The sequence below is a fragment of the Rhizobacter sp. P1_G5 genome, from assembly GCF_056405435.1.
The window spans coordinates 16,432-32,327 of record NZ_JBFUCB010000009.1 but is presented as its reverse complement, the minus strand read 5'-3'; the positions used below and the strand labels follow the sequence as shown (position 1 = coordinate 32,327).

General features: G+C 70.4%; 16 protein-coding genes. 9 read left to right on the top strand and 7 right to left on the bottom strand.

The genetic code is table 11. The annotated features are described in order from the left end of the window. The first annotated feature begins 1 nt into the window (after position 1). From era to nagZ, 5 genes are read left to right on the top strand one after another with little or no spacing between them, the layout of a single operon-like run. Positions 2–961, top strand: a complete 960-nt coding sequence (era, locus tag AC1D12_RS01670; RefSeq protein WP_052211190.1) for a GTPase Era — start codon at positions 2–4, stop codon at positions 959–961. A gap of 9 nt (positions 962–970) precedes the next feature. Continuing rightward, entirely contained in the window at positions 971–1,762 is a 792-nt protein-coding gene (gene recO, locus AC1D12_RS01665) for a DNA repair protein RecO (protein WP_477828359.1), read from the top strand. A gap of 7 nt (positions 1,763–1,769) precedes the next feature. Next, positions 1,770–2,570: a pyridoxine 5'-phosphate synthase gene (locus AC1D12_RS01660; protein WP_477838579.1), complete on the top strand. Its 801-nt coding sequence runs from the start codon at positions 1,770–1,772 to the stop codon at positions 2,568–2,570. After that, positions 2,567–2,965, top strand: a complete 399-nt coding sequence (gene acpS, locus AC1D12_RS01655; protein WP_477838577.1) for a holo-ACP synthase — start codon at positions 2,567–2,569, stop codon at positions 2,963–2,965. Before AC1D12_RS01660 ends, acpS begins: the two co-directional genes overlap by 4 nt. A 17-nt stretch (positions 2,966–2,982) precedes the next feature. After that, positions 2,983–4,032, top strand: coding sequence for a beta-N-acetylhexosaminidase (nagZ, locus tag AC1D12_RS01650; RefSeq protein ID WP_477838575.1), 1,050 nt, complete (start codon positions 2,983–2,985; stop codon positions 4,030–4,032). Between the two features lie 152 nt (positions 4,033–4,184). On the opposite strand, the gene AC1D12_RS01645 is transcribed toward nagZ, so the two are convergent. Further along, positions 4,185–7,370 carry an Rne/Rng family ribonuclease gene (locus tag AC1D12_RS01645; protein ID WP_477838573.1) on the bottom strand — a complete coding sequence of 1,062 codons (3,186 nt, stop codon included), beginning with the start codon at positions 7,368–7,370 and terminating at the stop codon, positions 4,185–4,187. Between the two features lie 686 nt (positions 7,371–8,056). On the opposite strand from AC1D12_RS01645, the gene AC1D12_RS01640 reads away from it, so the two are divergent. Genes AC1D12_RS01640 through AC1D12_RS01625 form a run of 4 tightly spaced genes read left to right on the top strand, consistent with a single transcriptional unit; the run spans position 8,057 to position 11,139 of the window. Beyond that, entirely contained in the window at positions 8,057–9,028 is a 972-nt protein-coding gene (locus tag AC1D12_RS01640; protein WP_477827477.1) for an RluA family pseudouridine synthase, read from the top strand. After that, positions 9,025–9,687 carry an HAD family hydrolase gene (locus AC1D12_RS01635; RefSeq protein WP_477827478.1) on the top strand — a complete coding sequence of 221 codons (663 nt, stop codon included), beginning with the start codon at positions 9,025–9,027 and terminating at the stop codon, positions 9,685–9,687. Before AC1D12_RS01640 ends, AC1D12_RS01635 begins: the two co-directional genes overlap by 4 nt. Positions 9,688–9,694: 7 nt before the next feature. Then, positions 9,695–10,102, top strand: coding sequence for a Rieske (2Fe-2S) protein (locus tag AC1D12_RS01630; protein WP_477827479.1), 408 nt, complete (start codon positions 9,695–9,697; stop codon positions 10,100–10,102). A gap of 23 nt (positions 10,103–10,125) precedes the next feature. Beyond that, a complete protein-coding gene (locus tag AC1D12_RS01625; RefSeq protein ID WP_477838571.1) occupies positions 10,126–11,139 on the top strand; it encodes a S49 family peptidase in 1,014 nt (337 codons plus the stop codon). Between the two features lie 22 nt (positions 11,140–11,161). Here AC1D12_RS01625 and ureG read toward each other — a convergent pair whose 3' ends face one another. From ureG to AC1D12_RS01595, 6 genes are all read right to left on the bottom strand, one after another. After that, entirely contained in the window at positions 11,162–11,806 is a 645-nt protein-coding gene (gene ureG / locus AC1D12_RS01620; RefSeq protein ID WP_477838569.1) for an urease accessory protein UreG, read from the bottom strand. A gap of 58 nt (positions 11,807–11,864) precedes the next feature. Further along, positions 11,865–12,185, bottom strand: a complete 321-nt coding sequence (locus tag AC1D12_RS01615) for a hypothetical protein (RefSeq protein WP_477827248.1) — start codon at positions 12,183–12,185, stop codon at positions 11,865–11,867. Between the two features lie 31 nt (positions 12,186–12,216). Next, a complete protein-coding gene (locus AC1D12_RS01610; RefSeq protein ID WP_477827247.1) occupies positions 12,217–13,137 on the bottom strand; it encodes a dioxygenase family protein in 921 nt (306 codons plus the stop codon). Positions 13,138–13,264: 127 nt separating this feature from the next. Then, complete coding sequence (locus tag AC1D12_RS01605; protein WP_477838567.1) at positions 13,265–14,470, bottom strand: ATP-binding protein; 1,206 nt, start codon at positions 14,468–14,470, stop codon at positions 13,265–13,267. Then, complete coding sequence (locus tag AC1D12_RS01600; protein ID WP_477827245.1) at positions 14,467–15,180, bottom strand: response regulator; 714 nt, start codon at positions 15,178–15,180, stop codon at positions 14,467–14,469. The genes AC1D12_RS01605 and AC1D12_RS01600 overlap by 4 nt, the downstream gene beginning before the upstream one ends. A gap of 2 nt (positions 15,181–15,182) precedes the next feature. Beyond that, positions 15,183–15,893 (bottom strand): urease accessory protein UreF, encoded by a 711-nt coding sequence (locus AC1D12_RS01595; RefSeq protein WP_477827244.1) that lies wholly within the window; start codon positions 15,891–15,893, stop codon positions 15,183–15,185. Positions 15,894–15,896: the final 3 nt, after the last annotated feature.

Sequence of the window (15,896 nt, the reverse complement as noted above, 5' to 3'; positions counted from 1 at the left end):
CATGACCGACATCCCCGAGACCCCTGCCGATGACGACGGCGACACCGGCACTGGCGCCGCCGCCGAGCCCGGTGAAGCCGTGGCCACGCGCTGCGGCCTGGTCGCGATCGTCGGCCGGCCGAACGTCGGCAAGTCGACGCTGCTGAATGCGCTGGTCGGCCAGAAGGTCAGCATCACCTCCAGCAAGGCGCAGACGACGCGCCACCGCATCACCGGCATCCGCACGGTCGACGACACGCAGTTCGTGTTCGTCGACACGCCCGGCTTCCAGACCCGCCACAGCGCACCGCTGAACCGCACGCTGAACCGCACCGTGCAGGGCGTGCTCGGCGATGTCGACGTGGTGCTGTTCGTCGTCGAGGCCGGTCGCTTCGGGCTCGACGACGCGAAGGTGCTGGCGCTGATGCCGGCCGACAAGCCGGTGATGCTGATCGCCAACAAGCTCGATGCGGTGCACCGCCGCGCCGACCTCGTGCCCTGGCTGAAGGGCATGCAGGACCGCCATGCCTTCGCCGAGTTCGTGCCGCTGACCGCCCGAAAGGACAGCGACGTGCAGCGCCTGCTGGGCATCGTGAAGCCCTACCTGCCGCAAGCGCCGTGGTTCTATGAAGAAGACGCGCTGACCGACCGCAGCGAGAAGTTCCTCGCCAGCGAGATCATCCGCGAAAAGCTGTTCCGCCTGACCGGCGACGAACTGCCCTACACCTCCACCGTCGTGATCGACAAGTTCGAGGAAGAGGGCGCGCTGCGCCGCATCGCCGCGACCATCATCGTCGAGCGCGATGCGCACAAGGGCATGGTGATCGGCGCCGACGGCGAGCGCCTGAAGCGCATCGGCTCCGAGGCCCGCCAGGAGCTCGAACGCCTGATGGACGGCCGCGTGTTCCTCGAACTGTGGGTGAAGGTGCGATCGGGCTGGGCCGACGACGAAGAGCATCTGCGCACCTACGGCTACGAGTAGCCGCCGCGCATGGCCACCCGCCCCGCGCGCCCACCGGCCACGCAGGCGGCCTACGTGCTGCACCGCTACGACTGGAGCGAATCCAGCCTGATCCTCGACCTGTTCACCCGCGAGCAGGGCCGCATCGCCGTGGTGGCCAAGGGCGCCAAGCGGCCGTACTCGCAGCTGCGCTCGGTGCTGCTGCCGTTCCAGCGCATCCAGGTGACGCTCGGCAAGCCGCCGCGCGCCGCCGAGCCGTCCGCCGAGTCCACCAGCGAGGTGCAGACGCTGCGCGGTGCCGAATGGGCCGGCGGCCACGCGATGCTGACCGGCGCGGCGCTGTTCAGCGGCTTCTACCTGAACGAGCTGCTGATGAAGCTGCTCGCCCGCAGCGATGCCCATCCGGCGCTGTTCGACGCCTATGCCGAGACGCTGCCGCTGATGGCGTCCGCCGACGACGGCATCGTGCAAGCGGCGCTGCGCGCCTTCGAGCTGGCGCTGCTGCAGCAGGTCGGCGTGCTGCCGGACCTCAGCTGCGTGACGATGACGCAGGCCGAGGTCGATCCCGCGGGGCGCTACCTGCTGCTGCCGGAACAGGGTGTCGTGACCGCACGCGGCCGCGAGAACGAGCTGGCCGGCCAGACGCTGGTCGGCCTGCAGGCCGCGCTGCAGCACGGCAGCCTCGTGGCTTTGCAGCAGGCCTGCGCGCCGGCGCTGCAGGAACTGAAGCTGCTGCTGCGGGCGCTGCTTCACTATCATCTGGGCTCACCGGTGCTGCGCACGCGGCAGGTGATGCTCGACGTGCAAGCCTTGGAGCGCTGACGACACCATGAACCCCCTCCAGACAACGGGCACCGATCCCCACCGCGGCCTGACCGCGCTGTCGGTCAACCTGAACAAGGTCGCGCTGTTGCGCAACACCCGCCACCTCGGCATCCCGAGCGTGACCCGCGCCGCCGAGCTGGCGTTGCAGGCCGGCGCGCAGGGCATCACCGTGCACCCGCGGCCCGACGAGCGCCACATCCGCGCCGGCGATGTCTACGAACTCGCTGAACTGCTGCAGGCGACGCCGCACATCGAATACAACATCGAAGGCAACCCGTTCCACAACCTGATGGACTTCGCGCGCGAGCTGAAGCGCCGCGGCCTGCCGCTGCACCAGTGCACCTTCGTGCCCGACAGCGTCGAGCAGTCGACCTCCGACCACGGCTGGCGCTTCCCCGAGGATGCCGCGCGCCTCGCGCCGCTGATCGCCGAAGTGCATGCCATGGGCGTGCGCGTCAGCCTCTTCATGGATCCCGAGCCGCAGGCGATGGCCGCGGCGCGCGCGGTCGGCGCCGACCGCGTCGAGCTCTACACCGAGACCTTCGCGAGCGCGCACGGCACGCCCGCCGGCGCGGCGGTGCTGGCCGGCTTCACCGCGAGCGCCGAGGCGGCGCTGCGCGCCGGCCTGGGCGTGAACGCCGGCCACGACCTGAACCGCGACAACCTGACCGATTTCCTGCGGGCCGTGTCCGGCGTCCAGGAGGTGTCGATCGGCCATGCGCTGGTGGCCGATGCGCTCGAGCTCGGCCTGGTCGAGACGGTGCGCGACTACCTGCGCTGCATCCAGCGGGCGGCCGCGCGGTGATCTACGGCATCGGCACCGACATCTGCGACGTGCGCCGCATCGCGGCGACGCTCGAGCGGCGCGGCGAGCGCTTCGCGGCCAAGGTGCTCGGCCCGCAGGAGCTGGTGGTGTTCCACGCGCGGCGCGCCCGCGTCGAGGCGCGCGGCATCAGCTTCCTGGCGACCCGCTTCTCGGCCAAGGAGGCGTTCTCGAAGGCCATCGGCCGTGGCATGCGCATGCCGATGACCTGGCGCGCCTGCGAGATCGTCAACCTGCCGAGCGGCAAGCCCGAGATCGTGCTGCACGGCGAACTGGCCCAATGGTTCAAGGCGCGGCACCTGGTCGCCCACGTCAGCGTCACCGACGAGAGCGATTACGCGGCGAGCTTCGTGGTCRTCGAAACCCAGCAACCCTGAATGCGAAGAGAGACAGCATGAGCGAACACGCCCCGGTGATCCTCGACATCGCCGGCACGGCCCTGACCGATGACGATCGGCGCCGGCTGCGCCACCCGCTGACCGGCGGGCTGATCCTGTTCACCCGCAACTGGGTCGACCGCCGCCACCTGACCGAGCTGACCGCCGAGGTGAAGGCGATCCGCCCCGACGTGCTGATCACCGCCGACCATGAAGGCGGCCGCGTGCAGCGCTTCCGCACCGACGGCTTCACGCACCTGCCCGCGATGCGCGAGTTCGGCGAGCTGTGGATGCGCGACGCGATGCGCGCCGTCGATGCGGCCACGTCGGCCGGCTACGTGCTGGGCACCGAGCTGCGCGCCTGCGGCGTCGAGCTGAGCTACACGCCGGTGGTCGACCTCGACCATGGCCGCAGCGAGGTCGTCGGCGACCGGGCGTTCCACCGCGACCCGCGCGTCGTCGCGATCCTCGCGCAGGCGCTGTCGACGGGCCTGCTGCGCGCCGGCATGGCCAATTGCGGCAAGCACTTTCCGGCGCACGGTTATGCGGTGGCCGATTCGCATGTCGCGCGTGCCGTCGACGACCGCACGCTGCAGCAGATCCTCGATGAAGATGCGAAACCCTACGACTGGCTGTCGACCACGCTGACCTGCGTGATGCCGGCGCACGTGACCTTCCCGCAGGTCGATGCGGTGCCGGCCGGTTTCTCGTCGCGCTGGCTGAAGGAGATCCTGCGCGGCCAGCTCGGCTACACCGGCGCCATCTGCTGCGACGACCTGAGCATGGAAGGCGCCCGCGTCGCCGGCACCGCGGTCGAGGCCGGCATCGCAGCGCTGAACGCCGGCTGCGACCTGGTGCTGCTGTGCAACCAGTCGAAGGTCGACAACGGCCGGCCGGTGGATGCGCTGCTCGACGGCCTGGCCCAGGCGCTCGCGCAGGGCCGCTGGCAGGCCGATGCGAACAGCGAGACACGCCGCCTGGAGCTGCTGCCGCAGACCTCGCCGCTGCCGTGGGACGAGCTGATGCACCAGCCGACCWACCAGAACGCGCTCGAACGGCTGCCCTGATCGGGGCGCTTCAATAGTGTGCTGGTCGAGCGGCCGGCGCGATGCGTTCTGCGTGATCACGATGCGCTGCAGCGTCATTTGCCGCGCACCATGAAAAACGGCGCCCGAAGGCGCCGTTGTCGCGTTGTCACGCGCTGTCAGAAACTCCGGGCTCAGGCGGCCGGCTTGCCGGACTCCGATTCGAACGGCAGCTTGACCTGCGACAGGTCCTTGCGCGTCTCGACCAGTACCAGCGGGCCTTCATCGATCGCGACCGGCGGGCGGGGCTCGCGCGGCACGTGGATCGGCTTCGGCTCGCGGGCCATCGCTTCCTGCACGGCCCGGATCTTGTCGGCATCCGAGTTGACCCATTCGAGGCCGGCGGTCTGCGCGACCGACTGCAGGTCGGACAACGGCAGCACGAAGCGCTCGACCGGCGCGGCCACGGGGGCTGCGATCGGCGCGGCGACGGGCGCTGCTGTAACAGGCGCTGCAACCGGTGTTGCCACTGCGGGGGCCTGGGCCACCACGGGCGCGGCGACCGGCGCTTCGACGACAGGCGCCGGGACCGGCGGCGTGTACGCAGGCGGTGTGTAGGCGGGTGCCTCGGCGATCTCGGAGCGGTACGCCGGCTCGGCCACCGCAGCGGCTGGGCTGTCGCCCGCGGCACCGGGCTCGGCGCCTTCGGCCGGCGGCGCGCTGCCATCGGCTTCGTCACGTCGTTCACGGCGTTGACGATCGCGGCCGCGACCCCGGCGGCGCCCATCGCGTTCGCCGCCTTCCGGCGTGGCGTTGCCGCCCTCCGGTGCGTCGGCCGACTCGACGGACTCGCCCTGCTGGCCGACTGCGTCCACCGGCAACTCGGTGCGGACCGTGTCGTCACCCGACGCGTTCGCGACCTGCTCACCGTTCTCGTTCACGACGGCTTCGCCGTTGCGGGCTTCGTCGCGGTCGCGGCCACCGCGGCCACGACGACGGCGACGGCCGCCTTCACGCGCTTCGCCGCCTTCTGCATCGGGGCTGGGCACGGTGTCGCTGAACGCTTGCACCGGCGCCGCGGCGCCTGCCACCGCACCGTCAACCGGCGCATCGGCCGGGCGACGCTCGCGCTCGGGGCGCGGACCGCGGCCGCCACGGCCTTCGCCCCGGCCCTCACCGCGCGGTTCTCCGCGACCTTCCCCACGCGGCGGACGTTCGTCCGTGCGCGGTGCGACTGCTGCGGCGCCGGCTTCCGTGTTCGCCACTTCCTCGACACGCTCGCTGCGCTCGTTGCGGCGGCCACCGCGCTCACCGCCACGCTCGCCACGTTCCGGGCGATCGCCACGGCCTTCCGGACGGCCCTCGGTGCGGACCTCATTGCGGCCCTCACCGCGACCTTCCGCGCGACCTTCGCCACGGCCACCCTCTGGGCGACCCTCGCCGCGGCCTTCGCCACGACCCCGATCTCCACCGCGCTCACCGCGGCGGCCATCGCGCTTGCCGTCACGGTCGCCGCGGCCGCCGCGGCCATTGCCACGGTCACCGCGATCGCCACGTTCACCACGGCCGTCGCGCTTCGCGCCGGCATCGCCGGTCGCCGCTGCAGGCGCCTTGACGGCCGGTGCCGCTTCCGGCTCGCCGCCACCGAACAGGCGCTTGACCCAGCCGAAGAAGCCACCGCCGGCGGCCGCGGGTGCTGCCACCGGTGCGGGCGCTGGGGCCACCGCCACCGGCGCCGCGACCGGCACGGGTGCCGGCTTCGGCGGCACGATCGGCGCGGGCGTCTCGGGCAGGATGCCCTTGATCACCGGCTCCTGCTTGGCCTTGGCCTTCTCGCGGCGCGTGATGCCGACCTCGTCGTCCGGCTCCTCGATCATCGAGTAGCTGACCTGCAGGTTCTCCAGGCGCGGGTCGTCGTGGCGCAGGCGCTCGAGCTTGTAGTTCGGCGTGTCCAGGTGCTTGTTCGGCACCAGCAGCACGGTGATGCGCTGCTTCAGCTCGATCTTCGTGATCTCGGTGCGCTTCTCGTTCAGCAGGAACGAGGTCACCTCCACCGGCACCTGCACATGCACGGCGGCGGTGTTGTCCTTCATCGACTCTTCCTGGACCATGCGCAGGATCTGCAGCGCGCTGGATTCGGTGTCGCGGATGTGGCCGGTGCCGTTGCAGCGCGGGCAGGTGATGTGGCTGCCTTCGCTCAGCGCCGGGCGCAGGCGCTGGCGCGAGAGCTCGAGCAGGCCGAACTTGCTGATCGAGCTGAACTGCACGCGGGCGCGGTCCTGGCGCAGCGCGTCGCGCAGCCGGGTCTCGACCTCGCGGCGGTTCTTCGACTCTTCCATGTCGATGAAGTCGACGACGATCAGGCCGCCCAGGTCGCGCAGCCGCATCTGGCGCGCGATCTCGTCGGCGGCTTCCAGGTTGGTGCGGGTCGCGGTTTCCTCGATGTCGCTGCCGCGCGTGGAGCGGGCCGAGTTCACGTCGACCGAGACCAGCGCCTCGGTGTGGTCGATCACGATCGCGCCGCCGGACGGCAGGTTCACCGTGCGCGAGAACGCGGTCTCGATCTGGTGCTCGATCTGGAAGCGCGAAAACAGCGGGGCGTCGTCGCGGTAGCGCTTCACACGTGCGGCCGATTCCGGCATCACGTGGTTCATGAACTGCATCGCCTGGTCGTAGATGTCGTCGGTGTCGATCAGGATCTCGCCGACATCCGACGTGAAGTAGTCGCGGATCGCGCGGATCACGAGCGACGACTCCTGGTAGATCAGGAACGCACCCTTGCCGCCCTGCGAAGCGCCGTCGATGGCGGTCCACAGCTTCAGCATGTAGTTCAGGTCCCACTGCAGCTCGGCGGCGCTGCGGCCGATGCCGGCGGTGCGGGCGATCAGGCTCATGCCCTTCGGGTACTCGAGCTGGTCGAGGTTTTCCTTCAGCTCCTCGCGATCCTCGCCCTCGATGCGCCGGCTCACGCCGCCGCCGCGCGGGTTGTTGGGCATCAGCACCAGGTAGCGGCCGGCCAGCGAGACGAAGGTGGTGAGGGCCGCGCCCTTGTTGCCGCGCTCTTCCTTCTCGACCTGGACCAGCAGCTGGTCGCCTTCGCGGATGGCGTCCTGGATGCGCGCGTTGCGCACGTCGGCGCCGTCGCGGAAGTAGTTCTTCGAGATTTCCTTGAACGGCAGGAAGCCGTGGCGGTCTTCGCCGTAGTCGACGAAGCAGGCCTCGAGCGAGGGCTCGACGCGCGTGACGACGGCCTTGTAGATGTTGCCCTTGCGTTGCTCGCGGCCTTCGATCTCGGTCTCGAAGTCCAGCAGCTTCTGGCCGTCGACGATCGCGAGGCGACGCTCTTCGGGCTGCGTCGCATTGATCAGCATGCGTTTCATGTGCGCTCCTTCGCCACCACCGCGCCGTGTTGTGCGCGAGTGGCAGCCACTCAACATGCCGCCTCTGAAACTTCAGGGGCGACTCATCGATGCACGAGAAACGTGGATGAACCGGAAGGAATCGCCCTGGACTGCGTTGACGCGGGATCGATCAGTGGATCGGCCGGTCAGGCAGCGTTGGCGCATGCGAGACAGCGGGCGCTGCGGGGCACGAGGCCGGTGTTCGAGGCTCGACCCCGGCACGGCCGGCCAGCGCAAACCCGCAGGCACGAGGCCGGGGTACGGCGCGCAAGGCACACGGTGGGCAGTGGTGGGGGGTGGGTGCCGGGAACATGTTCCGCAATGACTGCTGGACGCGGGAAGGAGGCTGAAGATCAAGGGCCGCCGCCGGTAGGCGAGGACCCCGCTTCGATGTCTCCTGCCTGGAAACCTTTTTGACAGGGGTTCGTTCTTTGTTTCTCTGCCATGCCGGGCTGCGTGCCGCCTCGTCGCATGGGGACGGGGCCTACCGCAAGCCGGGCATGTTGCATCACCTGTTGGCCGGACCCTCGGGCCCGACCACCACCGCTGCCGTTCGTGCCGGTTCAACGTCATCGACGTTAAACTCAGAAAAATCAAACACTTACGACAACAACGTGGTGCAACGCATTATAGGGGCCAAAGCAGGTCGGCCGGCAAGCACCGCGGTGAGGGGGCCGGCCGAGGCGGCTGCGCCGGCCGTCCAGACGGTCGAGATCGATGAAGGCTCCGAGGGCCAGCGGCTCGACAACTTCCTGATCAAGCTGCTGAAGGGCGTGCCCAAGACCCACGTCTACCGCGTGATCCGCTCGGGCGAGGTGCGTGTCAACAAGGGGCGTGCCGCCGCCGACACGCGGCTGGCGATCGGCGACCGGGTGCGCGTGCCGCCGGTGCGCATGGCCGATCCATCGGCGGTGCCGCCCGCACCGGCGCGCGAGTTCCCGGTGGTGTTCGAGGACGATCACCTGATCGCGCTGAACAAGCCGGCCGGCGTCGCGGTGCACGGTGGCAGCGGGGTCAGCTCCGGCGTCATCGAGCAGCTGCGCCAGGCGCGGCCGACGGCGCGCTTCCTCGAGCTGGTGCACCGGCTCGACAAGGAAACCTCCGGCCTGCTGCTGATCGCGAAGAAGCGCTCGGCGCTGGTCGCGCTGCAGGAGCAGTTCCGCAGCCGCGAGACCGGCAAGACCTATGCGGCGCTGGTGATCGGTGCCTGGCCGGCCTCGCGCAAGGTCATCGACGTGGCACTGCACAAGTTCCTGACCGGCGAAGGCGAACGGCGTGTGCGCGCGGTCGACGAGGACAACGAAGATGGCCGTCGTTCCATCACCTTGGTGCGCATCGCGCAGGCCTACGCCGGCTTCACGCTGCTCGACGTGACGATCAAGACCGGCCGCACGCACCAGATCCGCGTGCACCTGGCGCACGAGGGCCACCCGATCGCCGGCGACGAGAAATACGGCGATTTCGCGGTCAACAAGGCCCTGGCGCGCGGCGAGGCGGTGCAGGGCGCGCGCTTCGAGCGCATGTTCCTGCATGCGCGGCGGCTGCGCTTCGAGCACCCCGCGAGCGGCGAGGCCATCGAACTCGAGGCGCCGTTGCCGGCAGAATGCAGTGCATTCCTCCAGAGCCTGCCGTCATGACCCGTCCCCGCCAGTTCGACCTGATCGCCTTCGACTGGGACGGCACGCTGTTCGACTCGACCACGCTGATCGCGCGCTGCATCCAGGCGGCCTGCGCCGACGTGGGCACCGTGGTGCCGAGCGACAAGGACGCGAGCTACGTGATCGGCCTCGGGTTGGCCGAGGCGCTGCAGCATGCCGCGCCGGGCCTGAGCCGCGACCTGTACCCGGCGCTCGCCGACCGCTACCGCCACCACTACTTCGCGCGCCAGCACGAGATCGTGCTGTTCCCCGGCACGCTGGAGATGCTGGCCGCGCTGAAGGCGCGCAACCACTGGCTGGGCGTGGCCACCGGCAAATCGCGCCGCGGGCTCGACGAGGCGCTGCGCACCGCCGACCTGGCCCGCCATTTCGATGCCACCCGCACCGCCGACGAAACTGCATCGAAGCCGAACCCGCAGATGCTGTTCGAGCTGATGGCCGAGCTGGACGTCGCGCCCGAGCGCACGCTGATGATCGGCGACACCACGCACGACCTGCAGATGGCGGTGAATGCCGGCGTGGCCTGCATCGGCGTCAGCTACGGGGCGCACGAACCGGACGCTTTCGACAGCTACGCGCCGCGCTTCGTCGCGCATTCGGTGCCCGAGCTGGGCGAATGGCTGGACCGCCATGGCTGAGCCGGTGTTGCCACCCTCACCCCTGCCGCCGCTGATGCCCGAGCCGGCCGCGCGGCGCCACCTGTGCGCCGCGGCGCAACTGCCCGAGAAGGGGCAGGCGCTGGTGTTCGACGTGCTGCAGTACCGCGAGCCGACGCGCGCCTTCGCGCTGCGCTTCGAGGGTCGCGTCGTCGCCTACCTGAACCGCTGCGCGCACGTGCCGGCCGAGATGGACTGGCAGCCCGGCGAATTCCTCGACAGCGGCCGCGAGTTCATCCTGTGCTCGATCCACGGTGCGGCCTACGATCCGCTGAACGGCCGCTGCGTCGCCGGGCCGTGTGGCCGCGGCAAGCTGACGGAATTGCGTGTCGAGGAAGAGGCCGGTGAGGTCTATTGGTATCCTTCGCGCGACATCCAACCCGCCTTCGAAGACTGAACGAAGGCCGCCGAAAGCCCTGCATGAATCCGCACGACGAGTTGCCCTCGCYCGACGCTGCCGCGCCTGTTCCTCCTCCTGCACCCGCCCCCGTGGTGGCGGCCGCTCCTGCCAAGCCGTCGGTGGAAGAGACCGTCGAGGAGCTGGCCCGCGCCTTCTTCAAGGACCGCCGCAGCGATCGCCGCTGGAAGCTGTTCTTCCGCTGGAGCTGGCTGCTGGTGTTCGCGGTCATCGCCTGGGCGCTGCTGACGGCGCGCAACCACGCGGCCACGCCGAGCGGGCCGCACACCGCGCTGGTCGAGGTGCGCGGCGAGATCGCATCCGACACCGAGGCGAGTGCCGAGCTGCTGGTGGGCGCGCTGAAGAATGCGTTCGAGGACGAGGGCGCCCAGGCCATCGTGCTGCGCATCAACTCGCCGGGCGGCAGCCCGGTGCAGGCCGGCATCATCAACGACGAGATCCGCCGGCTGAAGGCCAAGCACCGGAAGAAGGTGTACGCGGTGGTCGAGGAAACCTGCGCCTCGGGCGCGTACTACATCGCGGTCGCGGCCGACGAGATCTATGCCGACAAGGCCTCGATCGTCGGCTCGATCGGCGTGCTGATGGACGGCTTCGGCTTCACCGGCGCGATGGAGAAGCTGGGCGTCGAGCGCCGTCTGCAGACCGCGGGCGAGAACAAGGGCATCGGCGACCCGTTCTCGCCGGTCAGCGAGAAGCAGCGCGCCTACACGCAGGCGATGCTCGACCAGATCCACCAGCAGTTCATCGGCGTCGTGAAGGAAGGCCGCGGCAAGCGGCTGAAGATCGGGCCGGACACCTTCAGCGGCCTGTTCTGGAACGGCCAGCAGGCGCTCGAGATGGGCCTGGTCGACCACCTGGGCAACCTCGACATGGTGGCGCGCGAGGTCGTGAAGGCCGAGGAGGTGATCGACTACACGCCGCGCGACAACGTCGCCGAGCGGCTGGCCAAGCGCTTCGGCGCGTCGATCGGCGCCGGCGCGGTGCGCGCGCTGCAGAGCACGCTCAACCTGCGGTAGCCTGCCCTGGGGCGCCGGCGCCTCAGGCCAGCATGCCCTTCTTCTCGATGAACGCCACCACCTCGGCGAGGCCGGCGTTCGTCTTCAGGTTGCTCATCACATAAGGCCGGTTCGGCCGCATGCGCTTCGTGTCGGCCTCCATCACCGACAGATCGGCACCGACGTGCGGCGCGAGGTCGGTCTTGTTGATCACGAACAGGTCGCTCTTCGTGATGCCGGGACCGCCCTTGCGCGGGATCTTCTCGCCGGCCGCGACGTCGATCACGTAGATCGTCAGGTCGCTCAGCTCGGGGCTGAAGGTGGCGGCGAGGTTGTCGCCGCCGGACTCGATGAACACGATGTCGGCGTCGGGAAACTTGCCGAGCATCCGGTCGACCGCCTCGAGGTTGATCGASGCRTCYTCGCGKATSGCGGTGTGCGGGCAGCCGCCGGTCTCSACRCCCATGATGCGTTCGGCKTCCAGCGCGCCGSYSACSGTCAGSAKGCGCTGGTCTTCCTTSGTGTARATGTCGTTSGTGAYGRCSACCAGGTCGTAGCGCTCGCGCATCGTCTTGCACAGCATCTCGACCAGGGTGGTCTTGCCGGAGCCGACCGGGCCGCCCACCCCCACGCGCAGCGGCGGCAGTTTCTTCGTGCGGTGGGGGATGGTGTGCAGTGCGGCGCTCATGGGGGAATCGGTTCGTCCGGGGAGTCGGGGCGAACCGAGTGTAGTGCCGGCCGGGCGCTCAGCCTTTCTTGGCCGGCGGCTTGCCGCCTTGTCCGCCGCCCTGCCCACCCCCTGGCGGGCCGCCGGCCGGGCGCAGCGCGAGCACGTCGCCGATCTTCTGGCAGGTGCCCGAGATGGTCTCGCCGTTGCGGCCGGCGAAGCTCGCGGCGGCGCCTTCGGCCTTGCCGTTGCACGCGGCGATCGCCTCGGGCGGCGGTGCCGGCGGCTTGCCGCCTTGCGATGCGGCCGGGTCAGCGGCGGTGCCTGCCAGCGGCAGCGCCAGCAGCAGGGTGGCCGCGGCGGCGGCCAGGGTTCGGTTGATGCGGTTCAAGGTCGTCATGTCGCTGTCTCCTTCGTCAAAAAAACAGGTCTCAGGCCGCGATTCCCACGGTCAGCGCGGCGGTGTAGCCGGCCGCGACGCTGCCGCTCAGCGTGGCCATCTGCAGCGTGACGCCGTCGCTGAACACGTTGTCGGTCGCGAAGCTGATCTGGTTCAGGTTGCTCACGCTCGCGCTGTAGCCGCTGGCCGTGCTGTAGACGGTGCTGCAATCGGCGACCGGGAACGCCATCTGCGAGGTCTTGATCTTGCTGGTCGACGAGGTGGCCGTGGCCAGGCTGCGGTACACCTCGAAGTGGATGTGCGGCATGCGGCCGGCGTAGCAGCCGGGGAACACGGTGGTGAACGTGACCTGCCCGTTGGCATCGGTCTCCTGCACACCGCGCAGATAGTTCTGGCTGGTGACTCCCGACGAGTACATCGAGTAGCGCCCCTCCCGGTCGCAGTGCCACAGGTAGATCGCATAGCCGGAGAGGTCGGCGCAACTGGTGTTGGTATCGACCAGCGTCAGCGTGACGGTCAACGTGACGCCCTCCGCCGAGCCCAGGCTGCTGGGGAGGCTCGACCGGATGTCGCTGCGCACGATGCCGCTCACCCCGAGCACGTTGGCGACGCTGCCGTTCACGCTGTTCGAGCCGTCGCCGGGGTAGGGGCCGGCGGTCTCTTCCGGGATGACCGAGCAGGAGCTGCTGCCGGAGCCGGAAGATCCACCGGAGCCGCTGGACCCCGAAGAGCTGCTGGTGGTGGTGTCCGTGGAACTGCCGCCACCACCGCAGCCGAGCAACGACGACACCGCGGTCACCGCGCCGACGCCGGCCAGCCAGGTCAGTGCGCGCCGGCGCTGCATCACCTGCAGGTCGTGGACAAGGCCGAGATCGTGCTCGTGATGAGGCCCGTGGGGGTCGCATGAGGGCTGCTCGTGGTCGAGGGCGTGGTGGCGAAGGGTGTCGGACATGGTGTTGGCGAGGCAGTGGCTGTGAGGCTGCCGATGCTGGTCGCCGACGGTGTCGGGAATATCGTCGCTTTGTATCAACTTGGACACGGTCCATTTGAACTGTGTCTGCGGTGTACCCGAGCGGCGATCAGGCGCGTGGGAGCAGCAGCCGGGCCCGCAGGCCGCCTTCGGGCCGGTTCGACAGCGTCAGATGGCCGCCCAGCCGTTCGGCCAGGTCCCTTGCGATGTACAGGCCCAGGCCACTGCCGCCGCTGCTGGCGACCCGGTAGAACGGGCGGAACACCGTCTCCAGCTGGTCCTCGGGGATGCCGGGGCCGTGGTCGTCGATGCACAGCTCCAGCTCGCGGGGATGGCCGCGCAGGCTCAGCTCGGCCGAACCGGCATGGCGCAGCGCGTTGCCGATCAGGTTGCCGAGGATGCGGCCCAGGGCTTCGCTCTGTGCCAGCACGACGGCCTCGCCGCCGCTGTCGTCGGCGATGCGCACCGCGAGGCCCTGCTCGACCCGGTCGTCGACCTGGGCCTGCAGCAAGGCGCGCAGGTCGACGCGCTGGCGCGCCTGCGGCGCATGCTGGTCGCGCAGCATCGACAGGACGCTGCCGATCAGCGCGTCCATCTCCTGCAGGTCGGCGATGCAGCGTTCGGTCTGCGCCCCTGGCTCCATCGTCTCGAGCCGCAGGCGCAGCCGGGCCAGCGGCGTGCGCAGGTCGTGCGAGATCGCGGCCATCAGCAGGCCCTGCGCGCCGAACTGCTCGTGCAGGCGCTGCGCCATCGTGTTGAAGACCTGCGCGGCCTGGCGCACCTCGCGCGTGCCCGCGTGCTCGTCGAGCGTCGGCGCCGGGCGGCGCTGTGCGATCTCCTGGCCGAGCGCACGCGACGCATCGGCCAGCCGGCGCATCGGCTGCGACAGCCACTGCGCGCCCCACCAGGCGGCCCCGCCGATCACCAGGAAGCGCACCAGGTAGTCGAGCCACAGCGAGCGCATCGGCGGCGCGCCGACCGGTGGTCGCCCGGGTTGCCCCGGGGGTGGCGGTCCGCCCGGCCCCGCGCTGCCGGGTCCCGGCCCCTGCGGGCCGCCCTTGGGCAGCAGGCCGGGCGGCAGCGATGACAGCGGCGGCACGCCCATGCCGTCGTTTCCGGGTGCGGGCGAGCCCATCGGCGGCCCGTTGCCCAGCCCGTCGGCGATGCTGCGCACCGCCGCGAAACTGAGGAAATGGCTGGCCACCAGCGCGACCCACATCAGCAGCATCAGCCGCTTGAACAGGGTGTCGCTGAACAGCCGGTTGCTGAACAACCTGTTGCTGAACAGCGGGCGCAGTCGCTGCAACAGGCTCAAGCGCGCGCCCCGCCGTCGTTGCCGTTGAACAGGTAGCCCTCGCCGCGCACGGTGCGGATCAGGTTCGGCTCGTCGAGCTTCTGGCGCAGCCGCGACACCGTCAGGTCGATGCTGCGGTCGGTCACCTCGGCGCCGGGTGCGCGCGTCAGGTCGAGCAGCTGGTCGCGGCTCAGCACGCGGTTCGGGTGGTCGACGAAGGCCGACAGCAGCCGGAACTCGGCCGACGAGAGCGCGACCACCACCTGCTGCGGCGAGGTCAGCTGGCGGCGCAGCCGGTCGAAGGTCCAGCCGGCGAACTGCAGCACGGTCGCGGTCGGCGCGGCGACCGGGGCGGCCCCGGCGCGGCGCAGCACCGCATGGATGCGCGCCACCAGCTCGCGCGGCTCGAACGGCTTGGGCAGGTAGTCGTCGGCGCCGAGCTCCAAGCCGACGACGCGGCTCGCCGGGTCGCCCTGCGCGGTCAGCATGATCACCGGCAGCGGCGCGATCTCGCGCACCCAGCGGAACAGGTCGAGCCCGTTGCCGTCGGGCAGCATCAGGTCGAGCAGCAGCACCTTGAACGGGTCGGGGCCGCCCAGGCCCGTGCGCAGCACGCGCCGCAGGCTCGCGGCATCGGCCACCGCGCTCACCCGCATGCCATAGCGTTGCAGGTAGTCGCTGACGAGCTGGCGCAGGTCGAGGTCGTCATCGACCAGCAGGACGTGGATCATCGTCAGGAGCGGAACAGCCGCGAGTACTGCGCCTCGTGGCGTGCCGACAGGATCGCCAGCATCGGCGTGAAGGCCTGGCGCTCGGCGTGGGTGGCCGCGATCGCGCGGTCGACCGCCGCGGGAATCGCGTCGGCCAGCGCGGCCAGCACGCGCTGGCCGGCGTTCTGGCCGAGCGGCACGGATTTCAGCGCGGCCTGCACCATGTTCTCGGCCCAGCCGAAGCAAAGGCTCAGCAGCGCGTCGCGCAGCGGCGCACCGGTCTGCGCGGCGGCCAGTGCGAACGCCACCGGCCAGGTCGGCGCCGGCTTCAGGGCGGCCAGCACCGCGAGGCGCTCGTCGGCGAGGCCGCGGTTCTTCAGCCACTCGAGCAGCGAGCGGCCCATCTGTTCGGCCTGCAGGCGCATCTCGCTGCTCTCGCGGGTCTGCACGACCCAGTCGTTCAGCTCGCGGATCGCGTCGCGGTCGTCACGCTGCCAGGCCGCGAAGGCCCTGGCGGCGAGCGGCAGGTCGCTGCGGGCGAGGCCCAGGCGCAGCTGGTCGAGCAGCCAGGCGGCGGCCTGCGCCTCGGTGGTGACGAGGCCGGCATCGACCGCCGACTCCAGCCCCTCGGAGTAGCTGAAGCCGCCGACCGGCAGCGCCGGCGAGGCCAGCCACATCAGCTGCAGCAGCGAGGCGGCGCTGGTCGGGGCGGGGGCGCGGCGGACGCGGGGCATCGG